This window comes from Streptomyces coelicoflavus, from assembly GCF_003112555.1.
In the GTDB taxonomy this organism is placed as follows: domain Bacteria; phylum Actinomycetota; class Actinomycetes; order Streptomycetales; family Streptomycetaceae; genus Streptomyces; species Streptomyces coelicoflavus.
In genome coordinates, this window is record NZ_BEWB01000002.1 from 775247 (window position 1) to 789723 (window position 14477).

Genomic DNA, 14477 nt, shown 5'->3' on the forward strand with positions numbered 1-14477 from the left:
ACCGGGCGCTCAGTCGTTTCCCGCGCCGCGGCGGTAGGACAGGACGGCGTACGCACCGAACGCCAGCAGCCATCCCGCGAGGACGAGGATTCCACCCGCGGGCGGCGCCTGCCCCGTGGCCACCGAAGTGCCCAGCTGCGCGAAGCGGTTGGTCGGCGTGTACGACGACACCGTGCGCAGCCACTCCGGGAACAGCGCGAGCGGGAACCACAGGCCCCCCAGCACCGCGAGGCCGAGATTGGCCACCATGTTCGCCACGCCCGTGGTCTGCCCGGTCAGCCGGTAGCCGTTGCCCAGCCCCAGCAGCGTGAAGGGCACCGACCCGAGCCAGAGCAGCAGCGCCAGCGCCGCCCACTGCCAGGCGTCCAGCCGTACGCCGTTGATCAGGCCGCCCGCGCCGAGGACCGCCGCGATCGCGGGCAGCACGGTGACCGAGGCGGTCAGGGCGCGGCCCGCGACCACCTGGTGCGGGGGCATCGGCGTCACCCTCAGCTGCCGCAGCCAGCCGATCGCCCGGTCCTCGGCGACCCCGCCGCCGGTGTTCAGGGCCGAGCCGACCGCGCCGTACGCGGCCATGCCGACCATCGCGCCCGTCTTCCACTCGCCCGCGTCGCCCCCCAGGTTGGTGAACAGCAGGTACATCAGGACCGGCATGGCGACGCCGCCGATGACGAAGCCGGGATCGCGCAGCGTACGGCGCGTCTCCAGCCGCAGGTAGTCGATCGTCCCGCTCTTCATCGCGCGCTCTCCTTCGTCTTCGTCGTCAGGGCCAGGAACGCGTCGTCGAGGGACGCGGGGGCCACCTCCAGGCCGCGTATCGCGCCGAGTTCCGCGAGGGCGACCACGGTCGCGTCGGAGTCCTCGCTGCGCAGCAGCGCGCGGTCCCCGCGGATCTCCACCGCGCGCACTCCGGGCAGCAGCTCCAATCCGTCGGCGGGCCGGCCGGCCAGGTCGACGGAGACGCGGCTGCCGCCCGCCGCCCGGCGCAGTTCGTCGCCGGTGCCGTCCGCGACGACCCGCCCCCGGTCGACGACCACGATCCGGTCGGCGTGCGCGTCGGCCTCCTCCAGGTAGTGCGTGGAGAAGAGGACCGTGCTGCCCCGCCGGGCGTAGGCCCGCATCGACTCCCAGAACGCGTGCCGGGCCTCCACGTCGAGGGCCGCCGTCGGCTCGTCCAGGACCAGCAGGCCGGGGCGGCCGGCCAGCGCGAGGGCGAACCGCACCCGCTGGACCTGCCCGCCGGACAGCCGGTCCACCCGCCGACCCGCCAGCGGCGCGATCCCCGCCAGCTCCAGGGCCTGCCCGACCGGCATCGGCGCCGGATAGCGGCCGGCCACGAAGGCGACCAGCTCGCCCACGGTGACCCGGGGCACCGCCCGCGCCTCCTGGAGCATGGCCCCCACCCGGCCGGCGCGCACGGCACGCTCCGGAGGGCCGCCGAACAGCTCCACCGTGCCCGCGTCGGGCGGGCACAGGCCGAGCAGCAGCGCGATCGCCGTCGACTTGCCCGCGCCGTTGCGTCCGAGCAGCGCGACGGTCTCACCGCGCCCGATGCGCAGGTCCACGCCGTCGACGGCGCGGACGTCGCCGTACGCCTTGGCCGCTCCCGTGAAGGAGACGGCGGGGGTGGTGCCCTCTGTCGGTCTCATGCCGATGACGTTACGGAGCCGGCGGGGACGCGCGGCAGATGCGGTTGTCCGGAGATCGGCAGGACAAATGTCATGGGTGCCGCTCGTCCCCGCTGTTCCCGTACGGTGACCGGGAACTGCAGGGACGCATGGGAGACGAGCCGGGAGGGACATGCCCGTCGACGCAGCCGCGGCGCTCGCCGCCGCGCCCCGGGTCCGGGATATCGCCTGGGACCACAAGGACGTCCAGCTCTACCACCTCGGCATCGGTGCCGGCCGGCCCGCCACCGGCCCGCGCGAGCTGCGCTACACCCTGGAGTCCCGGCTGCACGTCCTGCCGAGCTTCGCGACCGTCGCCGGCGGCGGCGTCCCCGGGGTGATCGGCGCGCTGTCCGTGCCCGGCGTCGACGTCGACCTCGCCCACGTCCTGCACGGCGGGCAGCGGCTGCGGCTGCACCGGCCCGCCGTCCCGGTGCGGGGCCGGGCGAACGCGTCCTCGCGCGTCGTCGCCGTGTACGACAAGGGCAGCGCGGCCGTACTGGTCCTGCGCACCGAGGTCGCCGACGCGGACGGGCCCCTGTGGACCGACGAGGCCGAGGTGTTCGTACGCGGGGAAGGCGGCTGGGGCGGCGAGCGGGGCCCGTCCGGACGCCCCTCGCCACCGCCCGCCGAGCCGGCGGACCGCGTCGTCGACCGGGCCGTGCGCGAGGACCAGGCCCTGCTCTACCGGCTCTCCGGCGACTGGAACCCCCTGCACGCCGACCCGGAGTTCGCCGCGCGGGCCGGCTTCGAGCGGCCCGTCCTGCACGGGCTGTGCACCTACGGCGCCGCCCTCAAGGCGGTCGTCGACACGCTGCTGGACGGCGACGTGACCCGGGTGCGCGAGTACCGCACGCGGTTCGCCGGGGTGGTGTACCCGGGGGAGACGCTGCGGGTGCGGATGTGGCGGCGGCCCGGGGCGGACGGTGCCGGGGCGGGGGAGACGGGGGAGACGGGGGAGACGTCGGAGGTGCGGGTGGCCGTGAGCGCCGTCGAGCGCGGTGACGCGCCCGTCCTCGCCGACACGGTCGTCCGGTACCGGTAGGGGCGGGGAGAAACGGGCGGGACGGTGCCGCGGGGGACGACAGCGGCCCCGCCCGTCGGATGCGACGAACGGGGCCGGAGCCGCGTGCTTTCGTGTGTGCCTGTGCCTGTGCCTGTGCCTGTGTCTGAGACTTATGCCTCGTCCGTGGCGTCAGGCGGCCGTCTGGGACTCCTCGGCAGGCTTGCGGTGGCGGCCCTGCGGGGTCGCCTCGCCCTCCTGGCTGGAGACCGGTCCACGGTGCTTGCCGTGGCCGGCGTCGGTCTCGGAAACGTCGGCACCGGCGGCCTGCATCGGCTGGGTCGTGCTGGCGTCGTTCATCGGAAGGAATTCACCCCGTCAACATGATCTTTCCTACAGCCGGGCGAGTCTAACCGGCACACCTCGGGGCGGATCCAGGCGACCACGCCAACCGGCACTACTTCGTTACAAGCCGTGCCAGCGGGGCCTGTTGAAGCGGTACGGGGCGCGGCTGGGCGGGGGCGGGAGCGTCCGCCGTGCCGGGTTTGCCCGACTCGTCCGGAGTCGATTCCTCCGGATTCTCGGACCGCCCGACGCCCGCGCCGCCCACACCCTCTGTGCGGTCTGCGCCGTCTGCGCCACCCGGGTCTTCCGGCCCCTCCTGGCCGGGAGCGTCCGGCGCGACCAGCCGGGCCACCCCGCACGGCGAGCGCGGTGTGGAGCACGGCAGCCGCAGCTCCCCGTCCGGCGTCCACAGCCCGGCCCCCGTCAACCAGCCGTCGGGCGGCGGGAGATGACGCACCTGCCGTTCGGCGGGCCGCCACACCCCGACCCAACTGCCGAAGGCGCCGTCCACGCGCAGCGCCACCCCGCACCGCTCCGGAGTCAGCACCTGCCCCGGCTGGACGGCGAACGGCGTCACGACGCAGTCCGGCATGCGCAGGCACTCCGGGAAACGCACCGGCAGCGTGCTGCCGAGGACGCCCCAGCCGAGCCGCTCCCGCCCCGGCGAGGGGGCGTCCGAGCCGATCAGCACCAGACCGCTGTCGGGGTCGGCCAGCAGCAGCCGGTCGTCGCTGTCCGGGGCGATCTGGAGCAGCGGCGAGACCTCGCCGTCCCGCTCCAGGTCCACCACGACCGCCTTGGTGCGCCCGCCGGTCTCCCGGTCCACCGCCAGCATCCGGCCCGTACGGTCCAGCCAGACCCCGCCCGAGCAGCGGCCGGGGATCTCGGCCACCCGCTCGGGTCCGAAGGCGCCGCCCGCGACCTGCCACAGCACCGTCGAACGCGCCCCGGCCGCCAGGGCGTACGCCCGCTCACCGCCCGGAGCCGGCGGCAGCAGCCGCAGCCCGGGGGCGTCGGCGGGGCACTCGACCGCGCCGAGCGACAGCTCGCCGGTGCCGGGCCCGGTCGGGTACAGCAGCGCGAAGAGGTGCCGGCCGGCCGTCACGCGGTGGACCAGGACCCGCCCGTCGCCCATCGGCTGCACCTCGGTGCCGGGCTCCTCGGGCTGGTTGCCCGGCAGCGGCACCGCGTACGGCTCCGGGCCGTCCAGTGTCCACCGCTCCGGATACCAGGCCTCGCCGCTTCCCTCGCTCCGGGCGAGACGCGCGGCGTAGGCACCCTCCGCGGTGATGCTGCACCCCACCTTCGGGGTCCCGCCGTCGCCGGGGTCCGCCGAAGGCTCGATCGCACAGACCGTCATCGTTCGGTCACCTCCGGCGACGAAGCTAGTTTTCGTACGCACGGGCGGGGGACCGGGACGGCCCTCATCACACATACGTGTGTCACAGGAACGATTCGCCTGAGGGAAGGGCACGGGGTGTGCTGTGCCGGACCGGGCCGTCGCGGCGTCGGCCGGTGTGCGCGGCTGCGGGTACAACGGCACAGAAGCTCCAGGTAGCCTTGCACGCGTGCCCCGTCTGTCAGAAGTCATCGCCGCGCTGGACAACCTGTGGCCCGCCGAGCGGGCCGAGTCCTGGGACGCGGTCGGCACCGTCGTGGGCGACCCGGACCAGGAGGTCACGCGGGTCCTGTTCGCGGTGGACCCCGTCCAGGAGATCGCCGACGAGGCGGTGATGCTCGGCGCCGACCTGCTCGTCACCCACCACCCGCTGTATCTGCGCGGGACGACGACGGTCGCGGCGTCCACCTTCAAGGGCCGCGTGGTGCACACCCTCATCAAGAACGACATCGCCCTGCACGTCGCCCACACCAACGCCGACACCGCCGACCCGGGCGTCTCCGACGCGCTGGCCGGCGCCCTCGACCTGAACGTCGTACGGCCCCTGGTGCCGGACCCGGCCGACCCGGAGGGGCGCCGGGGCCTCGGCCGGGTGTGCGAGCTGACGCACCCGCTGACCGTCCGCGAGCTGGCCGCCCGCGCCGCCGAGCGGCTGCCCGCCACGGCGCAGGGCGTCCGCGTCGCCGGCGACCCGGAGGCGACCGTGCGCACGGTCGCCGTCAGCGGCGGCTCCGGCGACAGCCTCTTCGACCACGTACGGGCGGCGGGCGTCGACGCCTTCCTCACCGCGGACCTCCGCCACCACCCGGCCTCGGAGTTTTCCGCGGCTCGCGCCCACAGCCCCCTCGCGCTGCTCGACGCCGCGCACTGGGCCACCGAGTGGCCCTGGTGCGAGCTGGGCGCGGCCCAGCTCGACGAGATCTCCGACCGCAACGGCTGGGACCTCAGGGTCCACGTCTCGAAAACGGTCACCGACCCCTGGACCGCCCAGGTGGCGTCCGCCCCGACCTCTAGCGCAATGGGAGCCCCCAACTGAAAGCCGCGCCCGCCGACCAGATCCGACTCCTCGACGTCCAGGGCCTCGACACGCGGCTCCAGCAGCTCGCGCACAAGCGCCGGTCCCTGCCCGAGCACGCCGAGATCGAGTCGCTGACCAAGGACCACACCCAGCTGCGCGACCTGCTCGTGGCCGCGCAGACCGAGGAGAGCGACTGCGCCCGCGAGCAGACCAAGGCCGAGCAGGACGTGGACCAGGTGCGCCAGCGCGCCGCCCGCGACCAGCAGCGCCTGGACTCCGGCGCCGTCACCTCCCCGAAGGACCTGGAGAACCTCCAGCGCGAGATCGCCTCCCTCGCCAAGCGCCAGGGCGACCTCGAGGACGTCGTCCTGGAGGTGATGGAGCGCCGCGAGTCCGCGCAGGAGCGGGTCGCCGAGCTGACCGAGCGGGTCGGCGCGGTCCAGGGCAAGATCGACGACGCCACCGCGCGCCGTGACGCGGCCGTCGAGGAGCTGGACGGCGAGGCGGGCTCGGTGACCAAGGAGCGCGAGGTCGTCTCGGGCTCCGTCCCCGACGACCTGCTGAAGCTCTACGACAAGCTGCGCGAGCAGCAGGGCGGCGTCGGCGCGGCCAAGCTGTACCAGCGCAGCTGCCAGGGGTGCCGCCAGGAGCTGGCCATCACCGAGCTGAGCGAGATCCGTGCGGCGGCGCCCGACACGGTCGTCCGCTGCGAGAACTGCCGCCGCATCCTGGTGCGCACGGCCGACTCCGGACTGTAGGGAGCCGGTTCGGTGACTGATCCGGTGGCCGGTGCGCAGGGCCGGGTACGGGAGTTCGTCGTCGAGGCGGACGGCGGGTCGCGGGGCAACCCGGGGCCCGCGGGCTACGGCGCGGTGGTCCTCGACCCGGCGACGGGGGAGTCCCTGGTGGAGGCCGCCGAGTACCTCGGGGTCGTCACCAACAACGTCGCCGAGTACCGGGGGCTGCTGGCCGGCCTGCGCGCGGCGAGGGAACTCGATCCGGACGCCGTCGTTCACGTCCGCATGGACTCCAAGCTCGTCGTCGAGCAGATGTCGGGCCGCTGGAAGATCAAGCACCCCGACATGAAGCCGCTGGCGGCCGAGGCCGCGCGGGTCTTCCCGCCCGGCCGCGTGACGTACGAGTGGATCCCCCGCGCGAGCAACAAGCACGCCGACCGCCTGGCCAACGAGGCGATGGACGCGGGCGCGCGCGGCGAGGCGTGGTCGCCGTCCGGGTCGACGGCGGAACTGGACGCGGGCGGCGCCGCCGGCCGCACCGCCCCGGGAGAGCGCCCGGCGCAGCAGGCCCCCCGGACCGGCACGGGGACCGCGACGGCCGGCACGGGGGCGCGTGCCACTGCCGTCAGCGCCACCGCCGTCAGCCCCTCCGCCGTCACCGCCGCCACCGGAGCTCCCGGCACCGGTGTCGCCGCCGAGACCCCGGGCGAGGCCGACGTGCGGGCCGCGAAGACCGTGGCCTCGCCCGGCTGGGGACCCCCCGACATGGGCGCCCCCGCCACCTTCGTCCTCCTGCGGCACGGGGAGACGCCCCTCACCCCGCAGAAGCGGTTCTCCGGGAGCGGCGGCAGCGATCCGTCCCTGTCGTCCGTCGGCCGGGAGCAGGCCGAGAAGGTCGCCGAGAGCCTCGCCCGGCGCGGCACGATCGAGGCGGTCGTCGCCTCACCCCTGGCCCGCACCCGTGAGACCGCCGGTGTCGTCGCCGCCCGCCTCGGCCTGGAGGTGGCGGTCGACGAGGGCCTGCGCGAGACCGACTTCGGGGCGTGGGAGGGGCTCACCTTCGGCGAGGTGCGCGACCGCTACCCCGAGGACCTGGACGCCTGGCTGGCCTCCCCGGACGCGGAACCGACCGGCGGCGGCGAGAGCTTCGCGGCCACCGGCGTCCGGGTCGCCGCCACCCGCGACCGGCTCGTCGCGGCGTACGCGGGCCGCACGGTGCTGCTGGTCTCCCACGTGACGCCGATCAAGACGTTCCTGCGACTCGCGCTGGGCGCCCCGCCGGAGTCGCTGTTCCGCATGGAGCTGTCGGCCGCGTCCCTGTCGGCGGTGGCGTACTACGCGGACGGCGGCGCCAGCGTCCGCCTGTTCAACGAGACGTCCCACCTGCGCTGAGTCCGGCCGCCTCCCGGGCCAGCGCCTCCACACGCCCCCAGTCCCGGCCGGCCACCGCGTCCTTGGGCAGCATCCAACTGCCCCCCACGCAGCCGACGTTGGGCAGGGCCAGGTACTCCGGGGCGGAGGCCGGCGTAATGCCGCCGGTCGGGCAGAAGCGCGCCTGCGGCAAGGGCGCGGCGAGCGCCTTGAGATAGCCGGTGCCACCCGCCGCCTCGGCCGGGAAGAACTTCATCTCCCGCACCCCGCGTTCCAGCAGCGCCACGACCTCCGAGGTGGTCGACACCCCCGGCAGGAACGGCACCCCGGACGCCCGCATGGCCTCCAGCAGTACGTCCGTCCACCCCGGGCTGACCAGGAACCGCGCCCCGGCCGCCACGACCTCACCGACCTGCTCCGCCGTGATGACGGTGCCCGCGCCGACCACCGCGTCCGGCACCTCATCGGCGATGGCCCGGATCGCGTCGAGGGCGGCCGGTGTCCGCAGCGTCACCTCGATCGCGGGCAGCCCGCCGGCGACGAGCGCCCTGGCGAGCGGCACGGCGTCGGCGAGGTCGTCGACGACCACGACGGGCACGACGGGCGCGAGATCCAGCACCGAGGCGGCGGGGGAGGAGGGCAGCGGAGAACTCATGCCCTCATCGTGCCGCCGAACCGCACGCTCTGCAATCACCGTTGCAAGACATGCAACGGGGACTCGGCGGGGGTCAGTGCACCTCGTCCACGAGCACGTCCAGCGACCACGGCTTCCCGGCCTTCGCGGGCGCCTGCGCCTCCACCGCGTACCCCAGGTCGCGCAGCGCGCCGACCAGCTCCGCCGGCCCCTCGGGCGCGGTCCCGGACGCCAGCAGGCTCCGGACGATCCGCCCCTTGGTCGCCTTGTTGAAGTGGCTGACCACCTTCCGGGTCGGCGCGTGCAGCACCCGCACGGTCGCCGTCCGCGAGGCGACCTCGCCCTTCGGCCGCCAGGCCGCCGCGTACGCCGCCGACCGCAGGTCGAGGACCAGCCCGTTCCCGGCCGCCTCCGGCAGCACCTCGGCCATCGGAGCCCGCCAGTACGCGCCCAGCGCCCCGAGACCGGGCAGTTTCACGCCCATCGAGCACCGGTAGGAGGGGATCCGGTCGGTCACCCGCACGGCACCCCACAATCCCGAGAAGACCAGCAGCGACCCGGCCGCCCGCCGCTTGGCGGCCGCGTCCAGCGAGGCCAGGTCCAGGGCGTCGTACAGCACCCCGGTGTAGATCTCCCCGGCCGGACGGGCCCCCGCGGTCGGCAGCTCCGCGTTCTTGGCGACCTCGCCGCGCAGGCCCTCGCTCAGCCCGAGCACCTCGCGCGCCTTCTCCTCGTCGCCGGCGCACAGCTCGACCAGCTCGCCGAGGACGGTCTCCCGGGCCGCGGTGAGCCCCGGCAGGGACAGCGACCCGGTCTTCAGCGGGGCGCCCCGGCCGGACGCGGCCTTCCCCTCGGACGGCGGCAGCAGGACAAGCACACGTACTCCTTCACATCGAGCCGGCTCCCCAGCCCCCGGTCAGGGTACGGCGTCCCCCGCCCGCGCCCGCTCGACGGCCCGTACCAGCGCCCCCGGGTCGTCGGCATGGCACCGCACCACCCGCACCTCCCGGCGCCGCCCGAAGAAGGAGACGTGGGCGACGGGCTCGGCGAGCTCGACGGTGACGGAGGTCTGGGACCCCACGGCGAGAGCGAGTTCCCCGTCGGCGGGCTCGTGCGTCGTGCGCAGCTCGCGCCGGACGGAGGCGATCCGCTCCAGCGGTATCCGCAGATCGACGTGGAGGGCCCGGCGGATCCGCAGCACGCCCGCGCCCGGGTCCAGAACATGCGGCCGGACCACGGAGGCGGCGTGCAGCCCGATCACCATCACGACGGTGTACACGTCCAGCACCAGCACCACATGGTGCGCTGCGGGCCAGTCCCGCAGCAGCACCGACATCATCACGGACTCGACGACACACACGAACGCGAACCCGGCCATCATCGCGCCCTGCCCCCGCGCGTACCCGAAGGCGGACCCGCCGGCCGCCGCGTCGTGCGTCCGCCGGGCGGCCCACAGCCACAGGCTCGCCCACAGCCGCAGCTCGTGCCGGACGAGCAGGTGCGCGAACGCGGCGGGACCGGTGCCCCTCACGACCGCCGTCCCCGGGAGGCGATCTCCATGGCCCGCCGGACCGCCTCCGCCTGGGCCGGCGCGAAGTCGGCGTACAGGGCGCGCAGGAGACCGTGGCCGGGGTCGAGGTCGAAGCCGTCCTCGGGCAGCAGCTCGGCGGGCATGCAGTCGGCGAGTACGCGGGCCGCCTCCGCCACACGGGGGTCGTCGGCGCCGGCGTCGGCCAGTTCGTCGAGCAGCGCATAGGCGCGGCGGGCCCGCGCCGCAGCCTCCGGCGAACCCAGGGCCCCGCGCATCGCGGCCAGCAGCTCCTCCCGCTCCTCCGGGGCGACGGTGCTCTCCAGCAGCACCAGCATCTCCCGGTCCCGCACGGCCATCGGTGAGCCCGACACGTCCCCGATCCCGGCGAACAGCTCGGTCAGCTCGGGCGCGACCGGCCCCTCGGCCGGCACCCCGCCCTCCGCCTCCAGCAGCGCCCGCAGCCGCGCCCGGCGCTCGTGGATCGCCGCCTCCTGCCGTGCGAGATCCGCGTCCAGCTCCTCCAGGACCTCGGCGAGGTCCTTCCCGGCGTCGTCCGCCAGCACGTCCCGCACCTCCGCCAGGCCGAGCCCCAACTCGGTCAGCCGCCTGATCCTGGCCAGCACGACGACATGCCGCAACGTGTACGTCCGATACCCGTTGGCCAGCCGCTCCGGTTCGGGCAGCAGGCCCTGATGGTGGTAGTGCCGCACGGTCCGCGTGGTGACGCCGACGGCGTCGGCGAGTTCTCCGATCCGCATGACCCCAGTAGAAACGTTGACGTTGCGACAGGGTCAAGCGCGAGGCCCCGGCCTCCGGACAGCGACGTCGCTCCTGTGCCACGATCGAGGGAACGGTTCCCGATCTCTCGGACAGGTGATCAGCCGATGCCCCAATCTGGCGAGCGACCGAAGGAGGGGCGTGACATGACTGCCATGGCACACGAACCGATCACGCAGGACCTCTTGCTGGAGTGGTTTCTCGCCCTGGACACCCCGGAGGGGTTCCGGGCGGAGCTGATCGAGGGGGAGATCGTCGTGACACCGCCGCCGGACGGGGACCACGAGGATTACATCGGGCTGATTGTGAGTCAGGTGCACCGGCGGTCCGTCACCGACATGCAGTTCTCCGGCAACAAGGGCCTCAAACTGAAGAACGCCGATGGTCTCCCGGCAGACCATGTGATCCCTGACGGCACCTTCGCGCCCGCGGGTTCCAGGCTCTATCGCGGAGCCGAGCCCTGGATGCCTTGCGACGGTGTCTCACTGGTGCTGGAGGTGACCTCCAGCAAGCCCAAGGCCGACCGCGAGACCAAACGCCACGCCTATGCGCGCGGTGATATCCCGTTCTACCTGCTCGTCGACCGCCAGGAGTCGTCGATCACACTGTTCAGCGATCCGGGCCACGACGACTACCGGCAGCACTGCACCGTCACCTTCGGGAAGCCGCTGACGCTCCCCGCCCCCTTCTCCTTCGACCTGGACACCAGCGACTTCCTCTGAGCCCGTCCGAAGGCCGCGTTCGTGCCCGGTACCATGGTCCGTACGGCAGACGAGCCGGGCGGGCGGCCGCGTGGAGTCCCTCACGGGACTTCCCGAGGAACGTCCGGGCTCCACAGGGCAGGGTGATGGCTAACGGCCACCCGGGGTGACCCGCGGGACAGTGCCACAGAAAACAGACCGCCGGAGGCCTCGGCCCCCGGTAAGGGTGAAACGGTGGTGTAAGAGACCACCAGTGCCCAGGGCGACCTGGGCAGCTAGGTAAACCCCACCCGGAGCAAGGTCAAGAGGAGACGCCTCCTCGCAAGAAGGGGCGTCTCTGCGCGGACGATCGAGGGCTGCCCGCCCGAGTCCGCGGGTAGACCGCTGGAGGCCGGTGGCAACGCCGGCCCTAGATGGATGGCCGTCGCCGGCGGGCCCGCGAGGACCCGCCGGAACAGAACCCGGCGTACAGCCCGACTCGTCTGCCGCCCCCCCCGGGGCTCGCCCGGGCGAGGTCGTCCGACCTGTGCCGCTGGTCCTTTTCCCAGGTCGACCGTGAGTGACGCCACTCCTGTCGACGGGTCAGGTACTGGTCGCGGCGGTGGTGTCGGCATAGAGGGGGAAGAGCTGGTCGAGGCCGACGATGCGCAGGATGCGCAGGGTGTTGTCGGGTACCGCGGCGAGGACCAGCGTGGCATGGGCCGCGGTGGCCTGGTTGTGGGCGGCGATCAGGACGGTGATGCCGCTGGAGTCACAGAAGTCCAGCCGCGCCAGGTCCAGGACCAGACGCTGGCCGCGCCGGAGAGTGAGAGCGGTGAGGTGTGCGCGCAGCTGGTGTGCGGTGGTGTAGTCGAGGTCGCCGAGGATGTGGAGAACGGGACCGGTGGCCGCGTCGCGGGCGGCGATCTTGAGCGGGCTCATCTCAGGTGACTCGTTGCCGGTGAGTGTGCGGACGTGTGGGCGGGGCTGCCGAGGGCGAGCAGGGCGGTGTCGTCGTCGACTCCGTCGCCGAGACCGCGCAGCAGGCCGGCCAAGGCCTGGATCATCTCCTCGGGCGGGGCACCGGCGTGGTCGGTGACGAAGGCGAGCAGGGCGTCGTCGCCGTACAGGCTGGTGCGGTCGGGTCCGGTACGGGCTTCGGTCAGGCCGTCGGTATAGAGGAGCAGGGTGTCGCCGGGGTGGAGCTCCGTGGTGGTCGAGGCGAAGTGGGCGTGGGCGAGGGCGCCGACCAGGAAGCCGCCGGGGGTGGGAAGGAGGGCGGCGGTGCCGTCGCTGCGGGCCACGAGGGCGGGCGGGTGACCGCCGGAGGCCAGGCGCACCGTGACACAGTCGTTGGCGGGATCGGGTTCGAGGACACCGAATATCGCCGTGCAGTAACGGGGGTCGCCGCCGGTGTAGCGGTCGTGAAGCACCGAGTTGAGGGTGGTGAGGGCCGCGACGGGGTCCGGGTCGTGCAGGGCGGCGGTGCGCAGGGTGTAGCGGGTCAGGGAAGTGACGGCGGCGGCCTGGGGGCCCTTGCCGCACACGTCTCCGAGGAAGAACGCCCAGCGTTTGCCGTCGAGGGGGAACAGGTCGTAGAAGTCGCCACCGAGTCGGTCGGGCGAGGCGGTGTGGTAATACACGGCCGTCTCCACCCCCGGCACGGCGGGCAGTGAAGCGGGCAGCAGCGACTGCTGGAGCACCGCCAGGGCTTCCTGCAACCGGCTCCTGTCGGCTTCCGCCTGTTCACGTGCCTCCTCGGCCTGTCTGCGTGCCTCGTCGGCGTCCTGCTTGCGGTGCAGCAGCTCCTGCTCGTAGGCGCGTCGGTCGGAGGCGTCGAAGACGGTGGTGCGGATCAGCAGCGGCTCGCCGTCACTGCTGTGCTTGACGGCGGAGGACACGAGGACGGGCAGCCGGTCACTGCCGCAGGTCTTCATCTCCAGGGCGATGCCGCTGATCTCGCCCTGCATCTGCAGGAGCGGTGCAAAGTGCGTCTCGTGGTAAAGCCTGCCACCGACGGTGAGCAGGTCGGCGAACCGCTTGCGGCCCACCACCGTCTCGCGTTCCAGGCCGAGCCAGTCCAGCAGGGTGGCATTGATCTTTGCGATGGTGCCGTCCATCAGCGTCGACAGATAGCCGCACGGCGCCGACTCGTACAGTTCCTCGGCGCTGTCCTCCAAAAGGGCGGTGAACGCGGCATCCGTGGAGGCTCCGGCGCCTGCCTCGCGGGGTTCGGGGTGCTCGTCCGCGCGGCACATCACTGCGTGTGCTCCAGGAAGAGGAGGATCGCGGCGCTGGTGGCCTGAGGTGCCGACAGCTGCGGACAGTGCCCGGTGGCCGGCAGCGTCACCAGGGTGGAGCCGGCGATCTCGGCGTGCACGAAGGCGCCGACCTCGCGGGGGGCGATGGCGTCGTGGGCGCATTCGAGAACCAGCGTCGGTACCGTCACCGTCTTCAAGTCGTCGCGGGAGTCGCTGAGGAACGTGGTGCGGGCGAAGACGCGGGCGATGTCCGGGTCGGTGGCGCAGAAGCTGTTCGTCAGCTCCTCGCCCAGTTCCGGCCGCTCCGGGTTTCCCATGATCACCGGTGCCATCTCCGCCGACCAGCCCAGGTAGTTCGACTCCAGGGACGCCAGCAGTTCGTCGATGTCCTCGGCGCTGAATCCGCCGCGGTAGGTGTCGTCGTCGATGTAACAGGGCGAGGGCGCCACCATGACCAGCGACCCGATCCGTTCCGGGACCGCACGGGCGGCCAGCAGCCCGATCATGGCGCTGACCGAATGCCCCACGAAGGCCACGCGCCGCAGATCCAGTTCCTCCAGGAGATCGACGACGTCCTGCGCATAGCCGGTGAGGGCGGCATACCGCTCCTCGCTCCACGCCGACAGGTCGGACCTGCCCGAGCCGACGTAGTCGAAGAGCACGACGCGGTAGTGATCGGCGAGGGCGGGCACGACCAGCCGCCACATGTTCTGGTCACAGCCGAACCCGTGCGCCAGAACCACCACCGGCCCGTCCGCACGGCCGGTGACCACGACGTTGTTTCTGCGGCGCACATCCATAGGGTTCATCCTGCCACCAGCGAGCATCATGTCGGCAAGCCCCCTTGCCGACTGGCGGGACGGGCTTCGGTCTCCCGGAGGGGACGACACGGTGAAGGTCTGTGACAGTGGTCACCCACCACGAGAGGGGGGGCGGCGTCATTCTTGCCGCTTGCCGTTAATACGGAACGGCGGCCGGGGCAACGTTGAAGGATTTTTTATTCTGGTGGGTACGGGTGTGGGGTGGAACCGTGAATGTCCGCGGCTCCACCCCA

The 14477-nt window shown here is 73.2% G+C and carries 16 protein-coding genes and 1 other RNA gene; 6 read left to right on the plus strand and 11 right to left on the minus strand.

The features are described from left to right. Positions 1–9 precede the first annotated feature (9 nt). Together Sco07f_RS03580 and Sco07f_RS03585 are read right to left on the minus strand one after the other, a co-directional pair. Positions 10–738, minus strand: a complete 729-nt coding sequence (locus Sco07f_RS03580; protein WP_108986905.1) for an ABC transporter permease — start codon at positions 736–738, stop codon at positions 10–12. Next, positions 735–1649 (minus strand): ABC transporter ATP-binding protein, encoded by a 915-nt coding sequence (locus tag Sco07f_RS03585; RefSeq protein ID WP_087791149.1) that lies wholly within the window; start codon positions 1647–1649, stop codon positions 735–737. The genes Sco07f_RS03580 and Sco07f_RS03585 overlap by 4 nt, the downstream gene beginning before the upstream one ends. A gap of 151 nt (positions 1650–1800) precedes the next feature. Between Sco07f_RS03585 and Sco07f_RS03590 the strand changes: the two genes are divergently transcribed. Next, the gene (locus Sco07f_RS03590; RefSeq protein WP_108986906.1) at positions 1801–2712 is read left to right on the plus strand and encodes a MaoC/PaaZ C-terminal domain-containing protein; all 912 of its coding nucleotides are present in this window, start codon (positions 1801–1803) and stop codon (positions 2710–2712) included. A 150-nt stretch (positions 2713–2862) separates the two neighbouring features. On the opposite strand, the gene Sco07f_RS03595 is transcribed toward Sco07f_RS03590, so the two are convergent. After that, the gene (locus Sco07f_RS03595) at positions 2863–3030 is read right to left on the minus strand and encodes a hypothetical protein (protein WP_063789615.1); all 168 of its coding nucleotides are present in this window, start codon (positions 3028–3030) and stop codon (positions 2863–2865) included. A 97-nt stretch (positions 3031–3127) separates the two neighbouring features. Continuing rightward, positions 3128–4375, minus strand: a complete 1248-nt coding sequence (locus tag Sco07f_RS03600) for a hypothetical protein (RefSeq protein ID WP_108986907.1) — start codon at positions 4373–4375, stop codon at positions 3128–3130. A 208-nt stretch (positions 4376–4583) separates the two neighbouring features. Between Sco07f_RS03600 and Sco07f_RS03605 the strand changes: the two genes are divergently transcribed. Genes Sco07f_RS03605 through Sco07f_RS03615 form a run of 3 tightly spaced genes read left to right on the plus strand, consistent with a single transcriptional unit; the run spans position 4584 to position 7561 of the window. Next, entirely contained in the window at positions 4584–5450 is an 867-nt protein-coding gene (locus Sco07f_RS03605; protein WP_108986908.1) for a Nif3-like dinuclear metal center hexameric protein, read from the plus strand. After that, complete coding sequence (locus Sco07f_RS03610) at positions 5447–6190, plus strand: zinc ribbon domain-containing protein (RefSeq protein WP_063739973.1); 744 nt, start codon at positions 5447–5449, stop codon at positions 6188–6190. The genes Sco07f_RS03605 and Sco07f_RS03610 overlap by 4 nt, the downstream gene beginning before the upstream one ends. A gap of 12 nt (positions 6191–6202) precedes the next feature. Next, on the plus strand, positions 6203–7561 hold the full coding sequence (locus tag Sco07f_RS03615) for a bifunctional RNase H/acid phosphatase (protein ID WP_244941977.1): 1359 nt from the start codon (positions 6203–6205) through the stop codon (positions 7559–7561). Here the strand turns inward: Sco07f_RS03615 and eda are convergent. The 4 genes from eda to Sco07f_RS03635 all read right to left on the minus strand — a co-directional run bounded on the left by eda (position 7536) and on the right by Sco07f_RS03635 (position 10463). Continuing rightward, a complete protein-coding gene (gene eda / locus Sco07f_RS03620) occupies positions 7536–8195 on the minus strand; it encodes a bifunctional 4-hydroxy-2-oxoglutarate aldolase/2-dehydro-3-deoxy-phosphogluconate aldolase (RefSeq protein WP_108986910.1) in 660 nt (219 codons plus the stop codon). The genes Sco07f_RS03615 and eda overlap by 26 nt on opposite strands. Before the next feature lie 73 nt (positions 8196–8268). Further along, positions 8269–9051: a peroxide stress protein YaaA gene (yaaA, locus tag Sco07f_RS03625; RefSeq protein WP_108986911.1), complete on the minus strand. Its 783-nt coding sequence runs from the start codon at positions 9049–9051 to the stop codon at positions 8269–8271. Positions 9052–9090: 39 nt separating this feature from the next. Continuing rightward, positions 9091–9705: a hypothetical protein gene (locus Sco07f_RS03630; RefSeq protein ID WP_108986912.1), complete on the minus strand. Its 615-nt coding sequence runs from the start codon at positions 9703–9705 to the stop codon at positions 9091–9093. After that, positions 9702–10463, minus strand: a complete 762-nt coding sequence (locus tag Sco07f_RS03635) for a MerR family transcriptional regulator (RefSeq protein ID WP_108986913.1) — start codon at positions 10461–10463, stop codon at positions 9702–9704. Before Sco07f_RS03635 ends, Sco07f_RS03630 begins: the two co-directional genes overlap by 4 nt. A gap of 174 nt (positions 10464–10637) precedes the next feature. Between Sco07f_RS03635 and Sco07f_RS03640 the strand changes: the two genes are divergently transcribed. Next, positions 10638–11204, plus strand: a complete 567-nt coding sequence (locus Sco07f_RS03640) for a Uma2 family endonuclease (RefSeq protein ID WP_108986914.1) — start codon at positions 10638–10640, stop codon at positions 11202–11204. Positions 11205–11254: 50 nt separating this feature from the next. Then, an RNA gene (gene rnpB, locus Sco07f_RS03645) (RNase P RNA component class A) lies at positions 11255–11668 on the plus strand. Between the two features lie 97 nt (positions 11669–11765). On the opposite strand, the gene Sco07f_RS03650 is transcribed toward rnpB, so the two are convergent. The 3 genes from Sco07f_RS03650 to Sco07f_RS03660 are packed head-to-tail and all read right to left on the minus strand — an operon-like array spanning position 11766 to position 14223. Continuing rightward, the gene (locus Sco07f_RS03650; protein ID WP_087791158.1) at positions 11766–12104 is read right to left on the minus strand and encodes an STAS domain-containing protein; all 339 of its coding nucleotides are present in this window, start codon (positions 12102–12104) and stop codon (positions 11766–11768) included. Continuing rightward, on the minus strand, positions 12101–13420 hold the full coding sequence (locus Sco07f_RS03655; protein ID WP_108986915.1) for a PP2C family protein-serine/threonine phosphatase: 1320 nt from the start codon (positions 13418–13420) through the stop codon (positions 12101–12103). Before Sco07f_RS03655 ends, Sco07f_RS03650 begins: the two co-directional genes overlap by 4 nt. After that, complete coding sequence (locus tag Sco07f_RS03660; protein ID WP_108986916.1) at positions 13420–14223, minus strand: alpha/beta fold hydrolase; 804 nt, start codon at positions 14221–14223, stop codon at positions 13420–13422. The genes Sco07f_RS03655 and Sco07f_RS03660 overlap by 1 nt, the downstream gene beginning before the upstream one ends. Positions 14224–14477 lie beyond the last annotated feature (254 nt).

Bases quoted from the DNA above. Each gene is read 5' to 3' on its own strand.
- Sco07f_RS03590 (WP_108986906.1), top strand. From the start codon at position 1,801: ATGCCCGTCGACGCAGCCGCGGCGCTCGCCGCCGCGCCCCGGGTCCGG.
- Sco07f_RS03640 (WP_108986914.1), top strand. From the start codon at position 10,638: ATGGCACACGAACCGATCACGCAGGACCTCTTGCTGGAGTGGTTTCTC.
- Sco07f_RS03655 (WP_108986915.1), bottom strand. From the start codon at position 13,420: ATGTGCCGCGCGGACGAGCACCCCGAACCCCGCGAGGCAGGCGCCGGA.
- Sco07f_RS03650 (WP_087791158.1), bottom strand. From the start codon at position 12,104: ATGAGCCCGCTCAAGATCGCCGCCCGCGACGCGGCCACCGGTCCCGTT.
- eda (WP_108986910.1), bottom strand. From the start codon at position 8,195: ATGAGTTCTCCGCTGCCCTCCTCCCCCGCCGCCTCGGTGCTGGATCTC.
- Sco07f_RS03635 (WP_108986913.1), bottom strand. From the start codon at position 10,463: ATGCGGATCGGAGAACTCGCCGACGCCGTCGGCGTCACCACGCGGACC.
- Sco07f_RS03660 (WP_108986916.1), bottom strand. From the start codon at position 14,223: ATGGATGTGCGCCGCAGAAACAACGTCGTGGTCACCGGCCGTGCGGAC.
- Sco07f_RS03580 (WP_108986905.1), bottom strand. From the start codon at position 738: ATGAAGAGCGGGACGATCGACTACCTGCGGCTGGAGACGCGCCGTACG.
- Sco07f_RS03595 (WP_063789615.1), bottom strand. From the start codon at position 3,030: ATGAACGACGCCAGCACGACCCAGCCGATGCAGGCCGCCGGTGCCGAC.
- Sco07f_RS03585 (WP_087791149.1), bottom strand. From the start codon at position 1,649: ATGAGACCGACAGAGGGCACCACCCCCGCCGTCTCCTTCACGGGAGCG.
- Sco07f_RS03600 (WP_108986907.1), bottom strand. From the start codon at position 4,375: ATGACGGTCTGTGCGATCGAGCCTTCGGCGGACCCCGGCGACGGCGGG.